14 protein-coding genes are annotated in these 14,853 nt (G+C 59.0%); 9 read left to right on the top strand and 5 right to left on the bottom strand.

Translation table 11 applies throughout. The features are described from left to right. Window positions 1-7: 7 nt before the first annotated feature. The 6 genes from ACOKCT_RS18180 to ACOKCT_RS18205 all read left to right on the top strand — a co-directional run bounded on the left by ACOKCT_RS18180 (window position 8) and on the right by ACOKCT_RS18205 (window position 7,207). Window positions 8-1,018: an aldose 1-epimerase family protein gene (locus tag ACOKCT_RS18180; RefSeq protein ID WP_103177655.1), complete on the top strand. Its 1,011-nt coding sequence runs from the start codon at window positions 8-10 to the stop codon at window positions 1,016-1,018. Window positions 1,019-1,100: 82 nt separating this feature from the next. Continuing rightward, window positions 1,101-1,691: a transcriptional regulator UhpA gene (uhpA, locus tag ACOKCT_RS18185; RefSeq protein WP_263950109.1), complete on the top strand. Its 591-nt coding sequence runs from the start codon at window positions 1,101-1,103 to the stop codon at window positions 1,689-1,691. Then, entirely contained in the window at window positions 1,691-3,196 is a 1,506-nt protein-coding gene (uhpB, locus tag ACOKCT_RS18190; protein WP_103177657.1) for a signal transduction histidine-protein kinase/phosphatase UhpB, read from the top strand. Before uhpA ends, uhpB begins: the two co-directional genes overlap by 1 nt. Further along, window positions 3,189-4,508, top strand: coding sequence for an MFS transporter (locus ACOKCT_RS18195; protein ID WP_103177658.1), 1,320 nt, complete (start codon window positions 3,189-3,191; stop codon window positions 4,506-4,508). The genes uhpB and ACOKCT_RS18195 overlap by 8 nt, the downstream gene beginning before the upstream one ends. Before the next feature lie 140 nt (window positions 4,509-4,648). Further along, complete coding sequence (uhpT, locus tag ACOKCT_RS18200; RefSeq protein ID WP_103177659.1) at window positions 4,649-6,040, top strand: hexose-6-phosphate:phosphate antiporter; 1,392 nt, start codon at window positions 4,649-4,651, stop codon at window positions 6,038-6,040. A gap of 162 nt (window positions 6,041-6,202) precedes the next feature. After that, window positions 6,203-7,207: an alpha/beta fold hydrolase gene (locus tag ACOKCT_RS18205; RefSeq protein WP_103177660.1), complete on the top strand. Its 1,005-nt coding sequence runs from the start codon at window positions 6,203-6,205 to the stop codon at window positions 7,205-7,207. Here ACOKCT_RS18205 and ACOKCT_RS18210 read toward each other — a convergent pair. Then, a complete protein-coding gene (locus ACOKCT_RS18210) occupies window positions 7,195-8,097 on the bottom strand; it encodes a LysR family transcriptional regulator (protein ID WP_103177661.1) in 903 nt (300 codons plus the stop codon). The genes ACOKCT_RS18205 and ACOKCT_RS18210 overlap by 13 nt on opposite strands. A gap of 100 nt (window positions 8,098-8,197) precedes the next feature. Between ACOKCT_RS18210 and ACOKCT_RS18215 the strand changes: the two genes are divergently transcribed. The 3 genes from ACOKCT_RS18215 to nepI all read left to right on the top strand — a co-directional run bounded on the left by ACOKCT_RS18215 (window position 8,198) and on the right by nepI (window position 10,529). After that, window positions 8,198-8,650: a DUF1198 domain-containing protein gene (locus ACOKCT_RS18215; RefSeq protein WP_103177662.1), complete on the top strand. Its 453-nt coding sequence runs from the start codon at window positions 8,198-8,200 to the stop codon at window positions 8,648-8,650. A gap of 96 nt (window positions 8,651-8,746) precedes the next feature. Next, window positions 8,747-9,274: an SRPBCC domain-containing protein gene (locus ACOKCT_RS18220; protein WP_103177663.1), complete on the top strand. Its 528-nt coding sequence runs from the start codon at window positions 8,747-8,749 to the stop codon at window positions 9,272-9,274. A gap of 64 nt (window positions 9,275-9,338) precedes the next feature. Then, entirely contained in the window at window positions 9,339-10,529 is a 1,191-nt protein-coding gene (nepI, locus tag ACOKCT_RS18225; RefSeq protein ID WP_156653656.1) for a purine ribonucleoside efflux pump NepI, read from the top strand. Window positions 10,530-10,566: 37 nt separating this feature from the next. Here nepI and ACOKCT_RS18230 read toward each other — a convergent pair whose 3' ends face one another. From ACOKCT_RS18230 to ACOKCT_RS18245, 4 genes are all read right to left on the bottom strand, one after another. Further along, window positions 10,567-11,472, bottom strand: coding sequence for a DMT family transporter (locus tag ACOKCT_RS18230; protein ID WP_103177665.1), 906 nt, complete (start codon window positions 11,470-11,472; stop codon window positions 10,567-10,569). Window positions 11,473-11,604: 132 nt separating this feature from the next. Beyond that, the gene (locus ACOKCT_RS18235) at window positions 11,605-12,984 is read right to left on the bottom strand and encodes a carbohydrate porin (protein WP_180209089.1); all 1,380 of its coding nucleotides are present in this window, start codon (window positions 12,982-12,984) and stop codon (window positions 11,605-11,607) included. 161 nt (window positions 12,985-13,145) lie between these two features. After that, window positions 13,146-13,448, bottom strand: coding sequence for a PTS lactose/cellobiose transporter subunit IIA (locus tag ACOKCT_RS18240; protein WP_072250852.1), 303 nt, complete (start codon window positions 13,446-13,448; stop codon window positions 13,146-13,148). Window positions 13,449-13,459: 11 nt separating this feature from the next. Further along, window positions 13,460-14,845, bottom strand: a complete 1,386-nt coding sequence (locus ACOKCT_RS18245; RefSeq protein WP_103177667.1) for a glycoside hydrolase family 1 protein — start codon at window positions 14,843-14,845, stop codon at window positions 13,460-13,462. Between the last annotated feature and the right edge of the window lie 8 nt (window positions 14,846-14,853).

Below are 14,853 nucleotides of genomic sequence, written 5' to 3' on the forward strand. Positions count from 1 at the left end.
AAACACCATGACGCAACTTCCCCTGTGGCGCGCGCTCTTTACCGAACAGCCGCGCACCCTGCTGCAAAACGATGACTTCACGGTGACGGCGTTTCGCTACGCCAGCGGCGTGGAGGGGCTGCGGGTGCAAAACAGCCGCGGCCACCTGGTGATCCTCCCCTGGCTGGGGCAGATGATCTGGGATGCGGAGTTTGATGGCCGCGACCTGACGATGCGCAATATGTTCCGCCAGCCCAAAGCGGCAAAAGAGGTGGTGGAAACCTATGGCTGTTTTGCCTTCCACTCGGGCCTGCTGGCAAACGGCTGCCCGTCCCCGGAAGATACCCATCCGCTGCACGGCGAAATGCCCTGCGCGCCAATGGATGAAGCCTGGCTGGAGCTGAAGGGCGACAGCCTGACGGTGACCGGACGCTATGAATATGTGATGGGCTTCGGTCATCATTATCAGGCGCAGCCGGCGGTGACGTTACGTAAAGCCAGCGCCCTGTTTGAGATCACCATGGCGGTAACCAACCTGGCGACGGTGCCCATGCCGCTCCAGTACATGTGCCATATGAACTATGCGTATGTTGAGGGGGCCACCTTCAGCCAGAACGTCCCGGATGAAGCCATTCAGCTGCGCGAGTCGATCCCGGCGCACGTTAAACCTACCGAACAGTGGCTGGCGTTCAACCAGCGTGTACAGCAGGGCGAAGCGACCCTGAAGACCCTCTCTGAACCGCAATTTTACGATCCGGAGATTGTCTTCTTCACCGACCAGCTCGATCGTTATACGGATAGCCCGGAATTCCGCATGATCGCCCCGGATGGCGTCACCTTTGTTACGCGTTTTGCCAGCGCCGAACTGAACTACGCCACCCGCTGGATACTCTACAACGGCGATCAGCAGGTGGCGGCGTTCGTGCTTCCGGCCACCTGCCGCCCGGAAGGGTTCCTGGCGGCACAGCACAGCGGCAGCCTGATTTCGCTGGCTCCGGCCGAAACCCGCCGCTTTACGGTGACCACAGGCATCCTCTGACGGCACGAATCGTTCATCGCTTGAACAGTAACGCGCTTATCGCTAAGGTAAGCGCGTTTTTTAATCCCGCCAGGAATGCACCATGACCACCATCGCCCTTATCGACGATCACCTTATCGTCCGCTCCGGATTTGCCCAGCTGCTGAGCCTGGAGCCCGATTTTCAGGTGGTGGCCGAGTTCGGCTCCGGCCGCGAGGCGCTGGCCGGCCTGCCGGGATGCGGGGTGCAGGTCTGTATCTGCGATATCTCAATGCCGGACCTCTCCGGGCTGGAGCTGCTGAGCCAGCTGCCGAAAGGAATAACGACCATCATGCTCTCGGTTCACGACAGTCCGGCGCTGGTAGAGCAGGCGCTGAACGCGGGCGCGCGCGGGTTTCTCTCCAAACGCTGCAGCCCGGACGAGCTGATTGCCGCCGTGCGCACCGTCGCCACCGGCGGTTGCTACCTGACGCCAGATATCGCCCTCAAGCTGGCGGCCGGACGCCAGGACCCGCTTACCCGACGCGAACGCCAGGTGGCGGAAAAGCTGGCTCAGGGAATGGCGGTGAAAGAGATCGCCCTTGAGCTTGGCCTGTCGCCAAAAACCGTACACGTTCACCGCGCCAACCTGATGGAAAAACTGGGCGTCAGCAATGACGTTGAGCTGGCGCGCCGCATGTTTGACGGCTGGTAATGCACGCCTTTTTCTCCCGGCTGGTGGCGGTGGTCGCCAGCTTCTTTATCTTCTCCGCCGCCTGGTTCTGCCTGTGGAGCATCAGCCTGCACCTGGTAGAACGCCCGGAGCTGGCGGTGTTGCTGTTCCCTTTCGGCCTGCGGCTGGGGCTGATGCTGCAATGCCCGCGCGGCTACTGGCCGGTTTTATTGGGTGCAGAGTGGCTGATGCTGATCTGGTTGTCGCAGGAAGTCGCCCTCGCGTATCTGCCCTTATTGATGACCGGAAGCCTGCTCACGCTCCTCCCGGTTGCGCTTATTTCCCGCTATCGTCACCAGCGCGACTGGCGCACCCTGCTGCGCCAGGGGGCGGCGCTGATCGCCGCCGCGCTGTTGCAGTCCCTGCCGTGGGTGGGCGAAAAGGAGATGCTGAACACCCTGCTGCTGACCCTGACCGGCGGCCTGACCCTGGCCCCGACCTGCCTCGTCATCTGGCATTACCTCACCAGCACCGTCTGGCAGCCCCTTGGCCCGGCGTTGGTTTCTCAGCCCGTCAACTGGCGCGCCCGGCATCTCATCTGGTATCTGCTGCTGTTTGTGGTGAGCCTGTGGTTGCAGCTTGGCCTGCCCGCAGAGCTGTCGCGCTTTACGCCGTTTTGTCTGGCGCTGCCGATCATCGCGCTCGCCTGGCATTACGGCTGGCAGGGGGCGTTGATCGCCACGCTGATGAACGCCATCGCGCTGATTGCCAGCCAGACCTGGCACGATCACCCGGTGGATCTGCTGCTTTCTCTGCTGGCCCAGAGCCTGACCGGGCTGCTGCTCGGCGCGGGCATTCAGCGTCTGCGTGAGCTGAACCAGTCCCTGCAAACCGAGCTGTCGCGCAATCGCCGCCTGGCAGAACGCCTGCTGGAGACCGAAGAGAGCGTGCGCCAGGAGGTGGCGCGTGAACTGCACGACGACATCGGCCAGACCATTACCGCCATTCGTACCCAGGCGGGTATCGTCCAGCGTCTGGCGGCGGACAACGCCGGGGTGAAGCAGGGCGGGGCGCATATCGAACAGCTCTCGCTGGGCGTGTATGACTCGGTGCGTCGCCTGCTGGGCAGGCTGCGTCCGCGCCAGCTGGACGATCTGACCCTGGAACAGGCGGTGCGCTCCCTGATGCGTGAGATGGAGCTGGAGAGCCGCGGCATCGTCAGCCATCTCGACTGGTGCATTGATGAATCATTGCTGAGTGAAGGCCAGCGCGTCACGCTGTTTCGCGTCTGTCAGGAAGGGCTGAACAATATCGTCAAACACGCCAACGCCAGCGCGGTGACGCTGCAGGGCTGGCAGCAGGATGAAAGCCTCAGGCTGGTGATTGAAGACGATGGCTGCGGCCTGCCGCCGGGCTCAGGGCAACAAGGCTTTGGCCTGGCGGGGATGCGCGAACGCGTGAAGGCGCTGGGCGGCACGCTGACTATCTCCTGCACACACGGGACGCGCGTCAGCGTCAGTTTACCGCTTCGGAGTCACCATGTTTAAACCCCCTGTCGATGCAGTCCCGATAAGCGATAAGGCGGAAATCGACGCCCGCTATCGTTACTGGCGACGCCATATTCTGATCACCCTCTGGCTCGGCTACGCGCTGTTCTACTTCACCCGCAAAAGCTTTAACGCCGCCGCGCCGGAGATCCTCGCCAGCGGGGTGATGACCCGCACCGATATCGGCCTGCTGGCGACGCTGTTTTACATCACCTATGGCCTGTCGAAGTTCTTCTCCGGCATCGTCAGCGACCGCTCCAACGCCCGCTACTTTATGGGTTTTGGCCTGATCGCCACCGGGGTGGTGAACATCCTGTTCGGCTTCTCCACCTCGCTGTGGGCCTTCGCCCTGCTGTGGGCGCTGAACGCCTTTTTCCAGGGCTGGGGCGCGCCGGTCTGTGCCCGCCTGCTCACCGCCTGGTATTCGCGCAACGAGCGCGGCGGCTGGTGGGCGATCTGGAACACCGCCCATAACGTCGGCGGGGCGCTGATCCCGATGGTGGTCGGTGCCGCAGCGCTGCACTACGGCTGGCGCGCGGGGATGATGATTGCCGGTTGTCTCGCGATCCTCGCCGGGCTGTTTCTCTGCTGGCGTCTGCGCGATCGGCCGCAAACCGTGGGTCTGCCGGCGGTGGGCGACTGGCGGCACGACGCGCTGGAGATTGCCCAGCAGCAGGAGGGGGCCGGGCTGTCCCGCCAGGCGATCCTCACCCGATATGTGCTGAAAAACCCCTATATCTGGCTGCTGTCGCTCTGCTACGTGCTGGTCTACGTGGTGCGCGCGGCGATCAATGACTGGGGCAATCTGTACATGTCCGAGACGCTGGGTGTGGATCTGGTCACCGCCAACTCGGCGGTGACGATGTTTGAGCTGGGCGGGTTTATCGGCGCGCTGGTGGCGGGCTGGGGCTCGGATAAGCTCTTCAACGGCAACCGAGGCCCGATGAATCTCATTTTTGCCGCCGGGATTTTGCTCTCGGTCGGCTCGCTGTGGCTGATGCCGTTCGCCAGCTACGTGATGCAGGCGGCGTGCTTCTTTACCATCGGCTTCTTTGTATTTGGCCCGCAGATGCTGATCGGCATGGCGGCGGCGGAGTGCTCCCACAAGGACGCAGCAGGGGCGGCGACCGGTTTTGTCGGGCTGTTCGCCTACCTCGGGGCATCGCTCTCCGGCTGGCCGCTGGCCAGGGTGATCGACACCTGGCACTGGAGCGGGTTCTTCGCGGTGATCGCCATCGCGGCGGGGATTTCGGCCCTGCTGCTGCTGCCGTTCCTTAATGCCCAGGCCCCGCGTGAAGCCAGTGTGATGTGATGCGCCTCACCTTTTCACCGCGAGTGGCGCGAAACTAAGAAATTTTCCCGGTTCCGCCTGGACGCTGTCTCAGGCATCTCTCCTGGCTGATTTTTACAATGCCTGCCATTCGCAGGTAAAAATCAGCTCAGGAGCAAACCATGCTGGCCTTCCTCAATCAGGTGCGCAAGCCGACCCTGGATCTGCCGCTCGATGTGCGGCGCAAAATGTGGTTCAAACCCTTCATGCAGTCCTACCTGGTGGTCTTTATCGGCTACCTGACCATGTATCTGATCCGCAAAAACTTTAACATCGCGCAGAACGACATGATCTCGACCTACGGGCTGAGCATGACCCAGTTGGGGATGATTGGCCTCGGTTTCTCCATCACCTACGGGGTGGGGAAAACCGTTGTCTCGTACTATGCGGACGGCAAAAACACCAAGCAGTTCCTGCCGTTTATGCTGATCCTCTCCGCCATCTGTATGCTCGGCTTCAGCGCCAGCATGGGCGCGGGCTCCGTCAGCCTGTTTCTGATGATCGCCTTCTACGCCCTGAGCGGTTTCTTCCAGAGTACCGGCGGGTCGTGCAGCTACTCCACCATCACCAAATGGACCCCGCGCCGCAAGCGGGGCTCGTACCTCGGCATGTGGAACATCTCCCACAACCTCGGCGGGGCGGGTGCGGCAGGGGTGGCGCTGTTCGGCGCGAACTACCTCTTCGACGGCCACGTGATCGGCATGTTTATCTTCCCGTCGATTATCGCCCTGATCGTCGGCTTTATCGGCCTGCGCTTCGGCAGTGACTCCCCGGAATCATACGGTCTGGGTAAAGCCGAAGAGCTGTTTAATGAAGAGATCAGCGAAGAGGACAAAGAGACTGAAGAGAACGAGATGACCAAATGGCAGATCTTTGTTGAGTACGTGCTGAAAAACAAAGTGATCTGGCTGCTCTGCTTCTCCAATATCTTCCTCTACGTGGTGCGCATCGGTATCGACCAGTGGTCGACCGTGTATGCCTTCCAGGAGCTGAAGCTCTCCAAAGAGGTGGCGATCCAGGGCTTCACCCTGTTTGAAGTAGGCGCGCTGGTCGGCACCCTGCTGTGGGGCTGGCTCTCGGATCTCGCCAATGGCCGTCGTGCGCTGGTGGCCTGCGTCGCGCTGGCGCTGATTATCGCCACGCTGGGTATTTATCAGCATGCAAGCAACCAGTACGTCTATCTCGCCTCCCTGTTCGCGCTCGGCTTCCTGGTCTTTGGTCCGCAGCTGTTGATCGGCGTGGCGGCGGTAGGTTTTGTGCCGAAAAAAGCGATCGGCGCTGCCGATGGGATTAAAGGCACCTTCGCTTACCTGATCGGCGACAGCTTCGCCAAGCTCGGTTTGGGGATGATTGCCGACGGCACGCCGATCTTCGGCCTCACCGGCTGGGCAGGCACTTTTGCCGCGCTGGATGCGGCAGCCATCGGCTGTATCGTCCTGATGGCGATGGTTGCGGTGTTGGAAGAGCGCAAGATCCGCCGCGAAAAACGCGTACAACGTTTGAAAGCAGCCTGAGTATGCAGGTCACTTTTTGCCCGGCGTGATGCCGGGCTTTTTTACATTCTCACCCCGATTACCTTACCCCGCTTTACACATCCGCTCCGTCCTATGCTCTACAGTTTTAGTTTGCTGCCGCCTTTCGCGCAGCCTCAGCCCTTTTGCTAACGGAGAGCTTGCATGTTGACCCGACGATTGTCCTGCCTTGCGCTGCTGGTGGCGCTGGCCTCACCCGCGATGGCGGCCGATACCCCCACCTACGGCGAAAAGCTGGAAGGTTTTGACTACGCCTGGCCGGTAAAACACTTCACCTTCACCTCGCAAGAACAGTCTCTGGATATGGCCTATCTGGACGTGAAGCCGGAAAACGCCAACGGCCGGACCGTGGTGCTGATGCACGGTAAAAACTTCTGCGCCGGCACCTGGGATGGCACCATCCGCGCCCTCACCGCCAGCGGCTATCGCGTGGTGGCACCCGATCAGGTGGGCTTCTGCAAATCCACCAAGCCGGAGCGCTATCAATACACCTTCCAGCAGCTGGCGGATAACACCCATGCCCTGCTGAAAGAGCTGGGGATCGATCGCGTTACCGTTATTGGTCACTCCACCGGCGGCATGCTGGCGACCCGCTACGCGCTGATGTGGCCCCAGGAGGTGGAACAGCTGGTGATGGTCAACCCGATTGGGCTGGAGGACTGGAAGGCGCGCGGCGTGCCGCACATTACGGTCGACCAGTGGTATCAGCGCGAGCTAAAAACCAGCGCCGACGGCATCCGCCAGTACGAAAAAAACACCTACTACGCCGGAGAGTGGAAGCCGGAGTACGAGCGTTGGGTCACCATGCTCGCCGGGCTGAACAACGGGCCGGGAAAAGAACGTGTGGCCTGGAACTCGGCGCTGCTCTACGACATGATCTACACCCAGCCGGTGATCTACGAATTTAGTGAACTGAAGATGCCGGTATTATTGATGATCGGCACGAAGGACAACACCGCCATCGGCAAAGATCTCGCCCCGCAGGAGATCCGTAAAACGCTCGGCAACTATGCGGTACTGGGGAAGGAGACGGCGAAACGTATCCCACACGCCACGCTGGTGGAGTTTGACGATATGGGCCATGCCCCGCAGATGCAGGATCCGCAGCGTTTCCATGAGGCGCTGCTGAAAGGGCTTCAGGCGCGCTGACTGGTCTTAAGCATTAGCTCGCGCAACCAGGCCTGCGCGGGATTGCGGTGCGTTCTGCCGTGCCAGGCCATGCTTTTGGTAAAGCCTGGCACGGAAACGGGTGTCTCGCAGACGAACATCTCCGTCTGATTTTCGGCGATGCGTGATGGTACGGTGGCAATCATATCGCTGAGAGCCAGCACGTCCGGTAGTACTAAAAAATGGCTCACCGAAAGTCCCACACGCCGCATTCGACCAATTTTCTCCAGCACGCTATCGGTCACCCCGCGAAAACCGTCTCCCTCGTAAGAGACCAGCACATGCTCTAGGGCGCAAAAACGTGCCAGCGAAAGCGGTTTGCCCGCGTCCGGATGGTCGGCACGCATCATGCAAACGTACCGTTCATCATAAAGTGCGCGACTATGCAATTCGGCCGGCGTGGTGTGTGGAGTGATCAGCGCCACGTCAACGCTGCCCCGCTCAAGCTGGCTGACCAGACGGTCGGATTCCACCGGTACCACCCGCACGCGGATGGCGGGCGCTCGTATCTTAAGGGCTGCGATAAAGGGCACCATTACTGCCCGCAATGCGTAGTCGGTGGCGGCAACGGTAAAGGTCATGCTGGCGCTCAGGGGATCGAAGCCGGTGGGCTGCAGCAGCACGTCGATATCCGCCAGAATACGTTTTACCGGGGCGGCCAGCTCTTCGGCGCGCGTGGTTGGCACTATGCCGTGCGGGGCGCGGATAAACAGCGGATCGTCAAAGTAATCGCGCAGGCGGTTGAGCATGCCGCTGACCGCGGGCTGGGTCAGGGATAAGCGTGATGCCGCGCGGGTGACGCTGCGCTCATCCATCAGAGCATCCAGAGTTTTCAAAAGATTCAAATCCAGCGTGCGGATATCCGTTTTCATAGTCCTCTACTACCTGTTTTCAGTACATTAATACGACGTTGTCCGCTGTCGACGCGCTGCGTTTCCCGATATTATGCTCGACTAACCGTAAGGAGAATTCATGGTCTGGATAATGCTGGCTACGCTTGCCGTGGTATTTGTGGTGGGCTTTCGCGTCATGACGTCGGGCTCCCGGCGCGCCATTCGTCGTCTCAGCGAACGGCTGGGGATCGCCCCTGTGCCGCTGGAGTCGATGATCGATCAGTTTGGCAAAAGCGCCGGCAATGAGTTTATCCGCTACCTTGAACGTCCTGACGAGGCGCATCTGCTCAATGCCGCGCAGGTGCTGCTGATCTGGCAGGTGTGCATCGTCGACAGCAGTGAAAACAACCTGCAGAACTGGTATCGCCTGCTGCGCAAGGCGCGTCTTGCCGCGCCGATCACCGATGCGCAGGTTCGCCTGGCGCTTGGCTTTATGCGCGATATGGAGCCGGATCCGTACGAACTGAATGCCTTCCAGCTGCGTTATAACCAACTCTTCCTGCCGGAAGAGGGGGTCTTCTTCCTGCACTGATATCACGCCTCGTGATGAGGATTATAAATCATCGTCATTATATTTATACCACTAACCGGCGCACCATCACCCCATTAACAAACGATGAGGTGAACCATGAATCAATCCGCCATTATCTGGCCGCAGGAGTACCTGCCGGGCACTACCGATAATTTTGCATCCAACGAAATCATCGTCGCTGGGCTGACCGCGCAGGCCGTCTGGGACCAGCTGAACGACACCCGTCTGTGGCCGGAGTATTACAGCAATGCCGAGGATATTCGCTTTCACGACGGCAGCGGCCCGCTGCTCAGCGACGGCGCGCGCTTCCGTTTCACAACCTTCGGCTTTCCGGTAGAAGCGCAGGTTACGGAATATGTGCCGCCGGTCGCAGGCCAGGCCGCGCGCATCGCCTGGCACGGCTGGGTAGAGGGCGATGCCAGCTCACGTCTGGATGTGATCCACGCCTGGCTGTTTGAAGATTTACCGGGAAATCGCGTGCGCATCCTGACCCAGGAGTCGCAGAAAGGCGTTCCTGCACAAGAGCTGGCGCGCACCGTGCCGAATCCAATGATTAACGGGCATCAGGAGTGGATCGTCGGGCTGGCGAAGGCGGCAATGCAAGAAAAGTTGTCGAAACGTTAAATATGTCACACTTTTGATGATAAACTGCGCGACTTTTCCGCACGTTTTTATCTCAGGTGATGCCATGACAGAACATATCCAGCCCACGATTCAACCGCAGGCCAAAACGGTTTCTCGCCCGAACTGGTCGGCGGTTTTTTCCGTGGCGTTTTGCGTCGCCTGCCTGATTACCGTGGAGTTTTTGCCGGTCAGCCTGCTGACGCCGATGGCGCAGGATCTGGGCATATCTGAAGGGCTGGCGGGCCAGTCGGTTACCGTTACTGCGTTTGTGGCGATGTTTGCCAGCCTGTTTATCACCCAGGCGATCGGCACCGTTGACCGTCGCAAAGTGGTGATCCTGTTCAGCGTGCTGCTGACCCTCTCCTGCCTGCTGGTCTCTTTTGCTGATAGTTTCACCCTGTTGCTGTTAGGGCGCGCCTGCCTCGGGCTGGGACTCGGCGGCTTCTGGGCGATGTCCGCCTCGCTCACCATGCGACTGGTGCCCGCGCGTACCGTGCCGAAAGCGCTGTCGGTGATCTTCGGTGCGGTCTCCATCGCGCTGGTGATTGCCGCGCCGCTCGGCAGCTTCCTCGGGGGGATCATCGGCTGGCGCAACGTCTTTAACGGTGCTGCGGTGATGGGCGTGCTCTGTATTCTGTGGGTCTGGAAAGCGCTGCCGTCGCTGCCGGGCGAAGCCGCGCACCACAAGCAGAACATGTTCAGCCTGCTGAAACGCCCGGGTGTGCTGGCGGGGATGACCGCCATCTTTATGGCCTTCGCCGGACAGTTCGCCTTCTTCACCTATATCCGCCCGGTGTTTATGACCATGGCCGGGTTTGACGTCGATGGCCTGACGCTGGTGCTGTTAAGCTTCGGTATCGCCAGCTTTGTCGGCACCTCGCTGTCGGCGCAGTTCCTTAAACGCTCCCTGAAGGTGGCGCTGGCGGGGGCGCCGCTGGTGCTGGCGGTCAGCGCGCTTGTACTGATTCTGTGGGGCAGCGACAAATGGGTTGCCTCGGCGATCGCGATTATCTGGGGCTTTGCCTTTGCGCTGATTCCGGTGGGCTGGTCGACCTGGATCACCCGCTCGCTGGCCGATCAGGCGGAAAAAGCCGGGTCCATTCAGGTGGCGGTGATCCAGCTGGCGAATACCTGCGGTGCGGCGTTGGGCGGCCTGGCGCTGGATAATTTAGGGCTCACCTCACCGGTGGTGATTTCCGGCACCCTGATGCTGCTGACGGCGCTGCTGGTGGCCGGGAAGGTGAAGGCGCAGTAAGTTTTTGGCCCTCTCCCCGCCGGGAGAGGGCATCAGGCTACGACGATGTCTGAGCCCTTCTTCTCGAATCCATCGAAATCAGCACCACCGACGACACAATCAGCAGCGTGCCCAGCCAGTCTGGCAGGGTAAACGCCACCCCCAGTAAAATCACCGACAGCAGGGCGCTGCTCAGCGGCTCGGCGCAGCTCAGAATGCTCGCCTTTGGCCCGCCAATCATCTGCGCGCCTTTCAGATAGAGGCTGAAGGTCACCGACGTGCCGATCACCACCAGATAGAAGAAGGCCAGCAACAGGCTGCCGTCGACCACGAAGGTGGTGTCGCGCCCGGCATAGAACGGCGTCAGCATTAACCCGGCCAGCAGCATACTCCAGCCGACAATCGGCAGGGTGCCGTAGCGGGCAATCAGCGCCGAGGGGTAAGTGGTATAGAACGCCGCGGAGAAGGCGGAGGCGATGCCCCAGCAGAGCGCGGCAGGGGAGATGGTCAGCGAAGTCGGATCGCCGTGAGTGACCAGTAAAAAGGTGCCGATGAGCGAGGTCATGATCGCCGCCAGCACGAAAATCCCCGGACGCTTTTTACGCGCCAGCGCAAACCACGCCACGATAATGGTCGGGGAGAGGAACTGCAGCACGGTGGCGGTGGCGGCGTTGGATTTTTCAATCGTCACCAGGAAGGTGAGCTGGACGATCAGCGCCCCGAAGAGCGAGAAAATCAGCAGGCTGAGGGCATCTTTGCGATTTTTGATGACCGAGAAAATCTTGTCGCCGTGAACGAATGAGAGTGTCAGCAGGATCACGCCAGCAAACAGCAGGCGAACCATGGTGAGGTAAGGCGAGGAAATATGACTTTTCTCCATGATGTACTGCGCGCAAACCCCTGAGCTGCCCCATAAAATGGCGGCGATCAGGACGTTCAGCATCCCTTTACGTGTGGAACCCATGTTCTCCCCTGCGATATTGGCTTTTCAAAGGCCAGCAGCATAACACGGGGCCTGCCGGGTGGCGCTACGCTTACCCGGCCTACAAAACCTTGTAGGCCCGTGCAAGCGCAGCGCCGCCGGGCGCAGCAGGGGTTAGAACCAGGCTTCCCACATCGCGCCGACGTTGAAGTCGTCGAGCGTTTCGTCTTTGGTGTTGTTCACGCGGGCGGTGCGTTCGTTATCCACCTTGCCGCCGGTGACGTAGAAGCGCAGCATCGGACGGAATTCCGGGCCCATAGCGATAGACATGTTCTGCGACAGGGTCAGCTTCCAGCCTTTGTTATCGCCGCCGTTGTCGTAATCAACGTGCTGCCAGCCCGCTTCCAGCCAGGTGGAGTGAACGTCGTTCCACCAGTGCATTGGACGCACGATGGCGTTGTAGTTCTTACGGTTGTCGGTGTTGTCACGGCTGTTGTCATAGTCGTGGAAGGCCAGAATGTACTCCACCTGGGTCGCCGGGGTGAACTTGTGCAGCCCTTCGAAGCTGGCGTACACCGTGGTCAGATCCTCGGTTTTGTTGAACACGCTGTTGTCAGAGTTATCAGAGTAACGGGCGATCACTTTGTTCACGCCGCTGTCGTTGGTGTGGCTCAGCACCACGCCACCCTGCCAGGCGTTAGTACGCTCTTCGGTGTCGATGGCTTTGGAGTCAAAGCCGTAGTTGGCGTACAGCTCCAGATCGATCGGGCCGAGCTTCATGCCGTGAATTTTGGAGGTGGCCGCGTAGTTGCCCTTGTCGCCCGTGCCGGAGCCGCCGGTACAGGTGATGCGCGACGGGTTCGCTTCATCGTCCATCACTTCCGGACTACAGGATTCCACTGCCGCCACGGTGGCCACGTCAAACTGCACGCCACCGATGTCGAAGTTCTTCACCCCGGCGCCCTGGCCGTCGTGGTTCATCCAGAAGTAATCGTTGATGCCCTGCTGCGGACGCTGGTGGAAGTCACGACCCGCCCAGATATAGGCGTTCGGGTTGGATTCCAGAATATTGGTCACGCCGGCGTAGGCTTTTTTCAGGTTAACTTCGTCGCCCCAGTGGTCAATCATCACGTTGACGTCCCAGATGGCGCCATTTTCGCCTTTGAAGGCTTTGGAAAGCTGGAACTCGCCGCCGTTACTTTCGTTACCCAGACGACCAATCGCCGAGGCGCCGTTATAGGAGCCATCTACGGCAACGTATTTCTGATCGGCGGCCTGGAAGTGGGCGCCGTAACGGGCATAACCGGTAAATTTAATGCCGAACGGGATCGCCATATCCGGAGACTGCGCGGCGCTTTGCGGTTCGTTGATGACGTCGGCTTTTTTCGCTACCGCGGCATCCATTTTTGCCTGGCGTTCTGCCAGGGCTTTATCCACCGCTTTGGCGACAATGGCGTCGATTTGCTCCTGCGTAAATTCTTGTGCGAGTACCGTCATTGGGCAAAGCGCGGCGATAACCGCCATTGTTAATGGAAGTTTTTTAATCATATTCATGGTTATCTCAATATATATTTAAATTTTATTCAGACAATAACCATCCCGTTCCGTATTGACAAAATATGTCGCTATCATCAGAACAAGTTGATTTTATTTTTTTGGGCACAGAGGGTTTACACTATTATCGTAAAGCTATCTCCATTACTGATATTTAAATATTAGCGCTGGTATAAATGAATAATCTCTTCGGATAATTCACGGGCCAGCAGCGAGTTCATTAAATGATCCTGAGCATGCACCATAATTAAGGTCATCGGCTGACGGGCTTCGCCTGCGTCCTGTTCGATGAGTTTGGTCTGCATATGGTGCGCCTGGCGCGCGTAGCCATCGGCTTCGCGCAGCAGGCTTTTTGCTTCGTCAAAGTTGCCCTGCCGCGCAGCATGCAGTGCTTCAAAGCACAGGCTGCGCGACTGACCAGCATTGACGATGATTTCCATTACTGCTTCTTCTAAGGCAATCATCATCTTCCACTCTATTTATCGAAACTATTATTCAGAGAGGTTTCGGCAAACCATTCTCCGCTCTTTTTAATGGTGCGTTGCTGCGTTTCTAAATCGAGCTGGACAAAGCCATATCGGTTTTTATACGCATTGCACCACGACCAGTTATCAATAAATGTCCACATATGGTAGCCAAGACAATTACAGCCTTCGCTAATGCCTTTATGCAGCCATTTAAGATGTTCAGAAATAAACTCGATACGATATTGGTCGTTAATCTGACCGTTCTCAATAAAACGCTGCTCGTTTTCAACTCCCATACCATTTTCAGAAATAAAACAGCGTGGGTTGCCGTAATTATCGCGCAGGTTAATAAGAATATCGTAAATACCTGGCTCGTAGATTTCCCAGCCGCGATGCGGGTTCATTTTGCGGCCCGGCATCTCGTAGCTGTCGAAGAACCACTCCGGCATAAACGGCGCGTTGGGATTAATGGCCGTATCACGGCACTTCACCCGACGCGGCTGGTAGTAGTTAATGCCCAGCAGGTCGATTTTACCGTCGGCAATCAGCGCGCTGTCCTCTGGCAGACAGGCAGGCAACTGATCGTGCGCTTTCAGCATCGCTACCAGATCTGCCGGGTATTCACCGCACAGCACCGGGTCGAGGAAGCTGCGGTTAAACAGCAGATCGCAATGGTGCGCAGCTTTCACGTCCGCCGGGTTCTGCGAACGCGGATAGGACGGCGTCAGGTTCAGTACGATGCCGATCTCACCGGCATAATGCCCGGCGCGGAAGGCGCGAACCGCCTGCGCATGAGCCAGCACGGTGTGATAAGCCACGGTGGCGGCGCGACGGAAATCGACCACGTTCGGGTAGTGGAAGTCATACAGATACCCGCCCTCTACCGGCACAATCGGCTCGTTAAAGGTAAACCAGTGCATTACCCGATCACCAAAAAGCTCAAAGCAGGTTTCTGCGTAGCGGGCATAGGCCGCGACCACATCGCGGTTTTCCCAGCCGCCAATCTCCTGCATCGCCATCGGCATGTCGAAGTGGAACAGGGTGATGAATGGCGTAATGCCCTGGGCGATCAGTTCGTCGATCACCTGGTTGTAAAACGCCACCGCTTCCTGGTTCACTTCACCGGTACCTTCCGGGATCAGGCGCGCCCAGCTTATCGAGGTGCGAAAGCTATTGTGGTTCAGCTGCTTTAACAGCTGAATGTCGGCTTTCCAGTGCTGATAAAACGTGGAGGTATTCTGCGGCCCCACCCCGTTGTGAAAGCGATTTGGCTGTGTGGCGAACCAGTGATCCCAGGTGGTTAATCCTTTGCCGCCGCCCTGGCTTTCCCCTTCGGTTTGCAGTGCAGAACAGGCGCTACCCCACCAGAAGTTTTCGGGAAATGCATATTTCATAAAACGTC

Origin of the sequence: Leclercia sp. M-A074-M (genome assembly GCF_965195605.1) — a bacterium.
Lineage (GTDB): Bacteria > Pseudomonadota > Gammaproteobacteria > Enterobacterales > Enterobacteriaceae > Enterobacter.

What these genes read in the sequence shown, in the direction of transcription:
- ACOKCT_RS18180 (WP_103177655.1), top strand. Translation starts at nt 8, where the DNA reads ATGACGCAACTTCCCCTGTGGCGCGCGCTCTTTACCGAACAGCCGCGC.
- uhpA (WP_263950109.1), top strand. Translation starts at nt 1,101, where the DNA reads ATGACCACCATCGCCCTTATCGACGATCACCTTATCGTCCGCTCCGGA.
- uhpB (WP_103177657.1), top strand. Translation starts at nt 1,691, where the DNA reads ATGCACGCCTTTTTCTCCCGGCTGGTGGCGGTGGTCGCCAGCTTCTTT.
- ACOKCT_RS18195 (WP_103177658.1), top strand. Translation starts at nt 3,189, where the DNA reads ATGTTTAAACCCCCTGTCGATGCAGTCCCGATAAGCGATAAGGCGGAA.
- uhpT (WP_103177659.1), top strand. Translation starts at nt 4,649, where the DNA reads ATGCTGGCCTTCCTCAATCAGGTGCGCAAGCCGACCCTGGATCTGCCG.
- ACOKCT_RS18205 (WP_103177660.1), top strand. Translation starts at nt 6,203, where the DNA reads ATGTTGACCCGACGATTGTCCTGCCTTGCGCTGCTGGTGGCGCTGGCC.
- ACOKCT_RS18210 (WP_103177661.1), bottom strand. Translation starts at nt 8,097, where the DNA reads ATGAAAACGGATATCCGCACGCTGGATTTGAATCTTTTGAAAACTCTG.
- ACOKCT_RS18215 (WP_103177662.1), top strand. Translation starts at nt 8,198, where the DNA reads ATGGTCTGGATAATGCTGGCTACGCTTGCCGTGGTATTTGTGGTGGGC.
- ACOKCT_RS18220 (WP_103177663.1), top strand. Translation starts at nt 8,747, where the DNA reads ATGAATCAATCCGCCATTATCTGGCCGCAGGAGTACCTGCCGGGCACT.
- nepI (WP_156653656.1), top strand. Translation starts at nt 9,339, where the DNA reads ATGACAGAACATATCCAGCCCACGATTCAACCGCAGGCCAAAACGGTT.
- ACOKCT_RS18230 (WP_103177665.1), bottom strand. Translation starts at nt 11,472, where the DNA reads ATGGGTTCCACACGTAAAGGGATGCTGAACGTCCTGATCGCCGCCATT.
- ACOKCT_RS18235 (WP_180209089.1), bottom strand. Translation starts at nt 12,984, where the DNA reads ATGAATATGATTAAAAAACTTCCATTAACAATGGCGGTTATCGCCGCG.
- ACOKCT_RS18240 (WP_072250852.1), bottom strand. Translation starts at nt 13,448, where the DNA reads ATGATTGCCTTAGAAGAAGCAGTAATGGAAATCATCGTCAATGCTGGT.
- ACOKCT_RS18245 (WP_103177667.1), bottom strand. Translation starts at nt 14,845, where the DNA reads ATGAAATATGCATTTCCCGAAAACTTCTGGTGGGGTAGCGCCTGTTCT.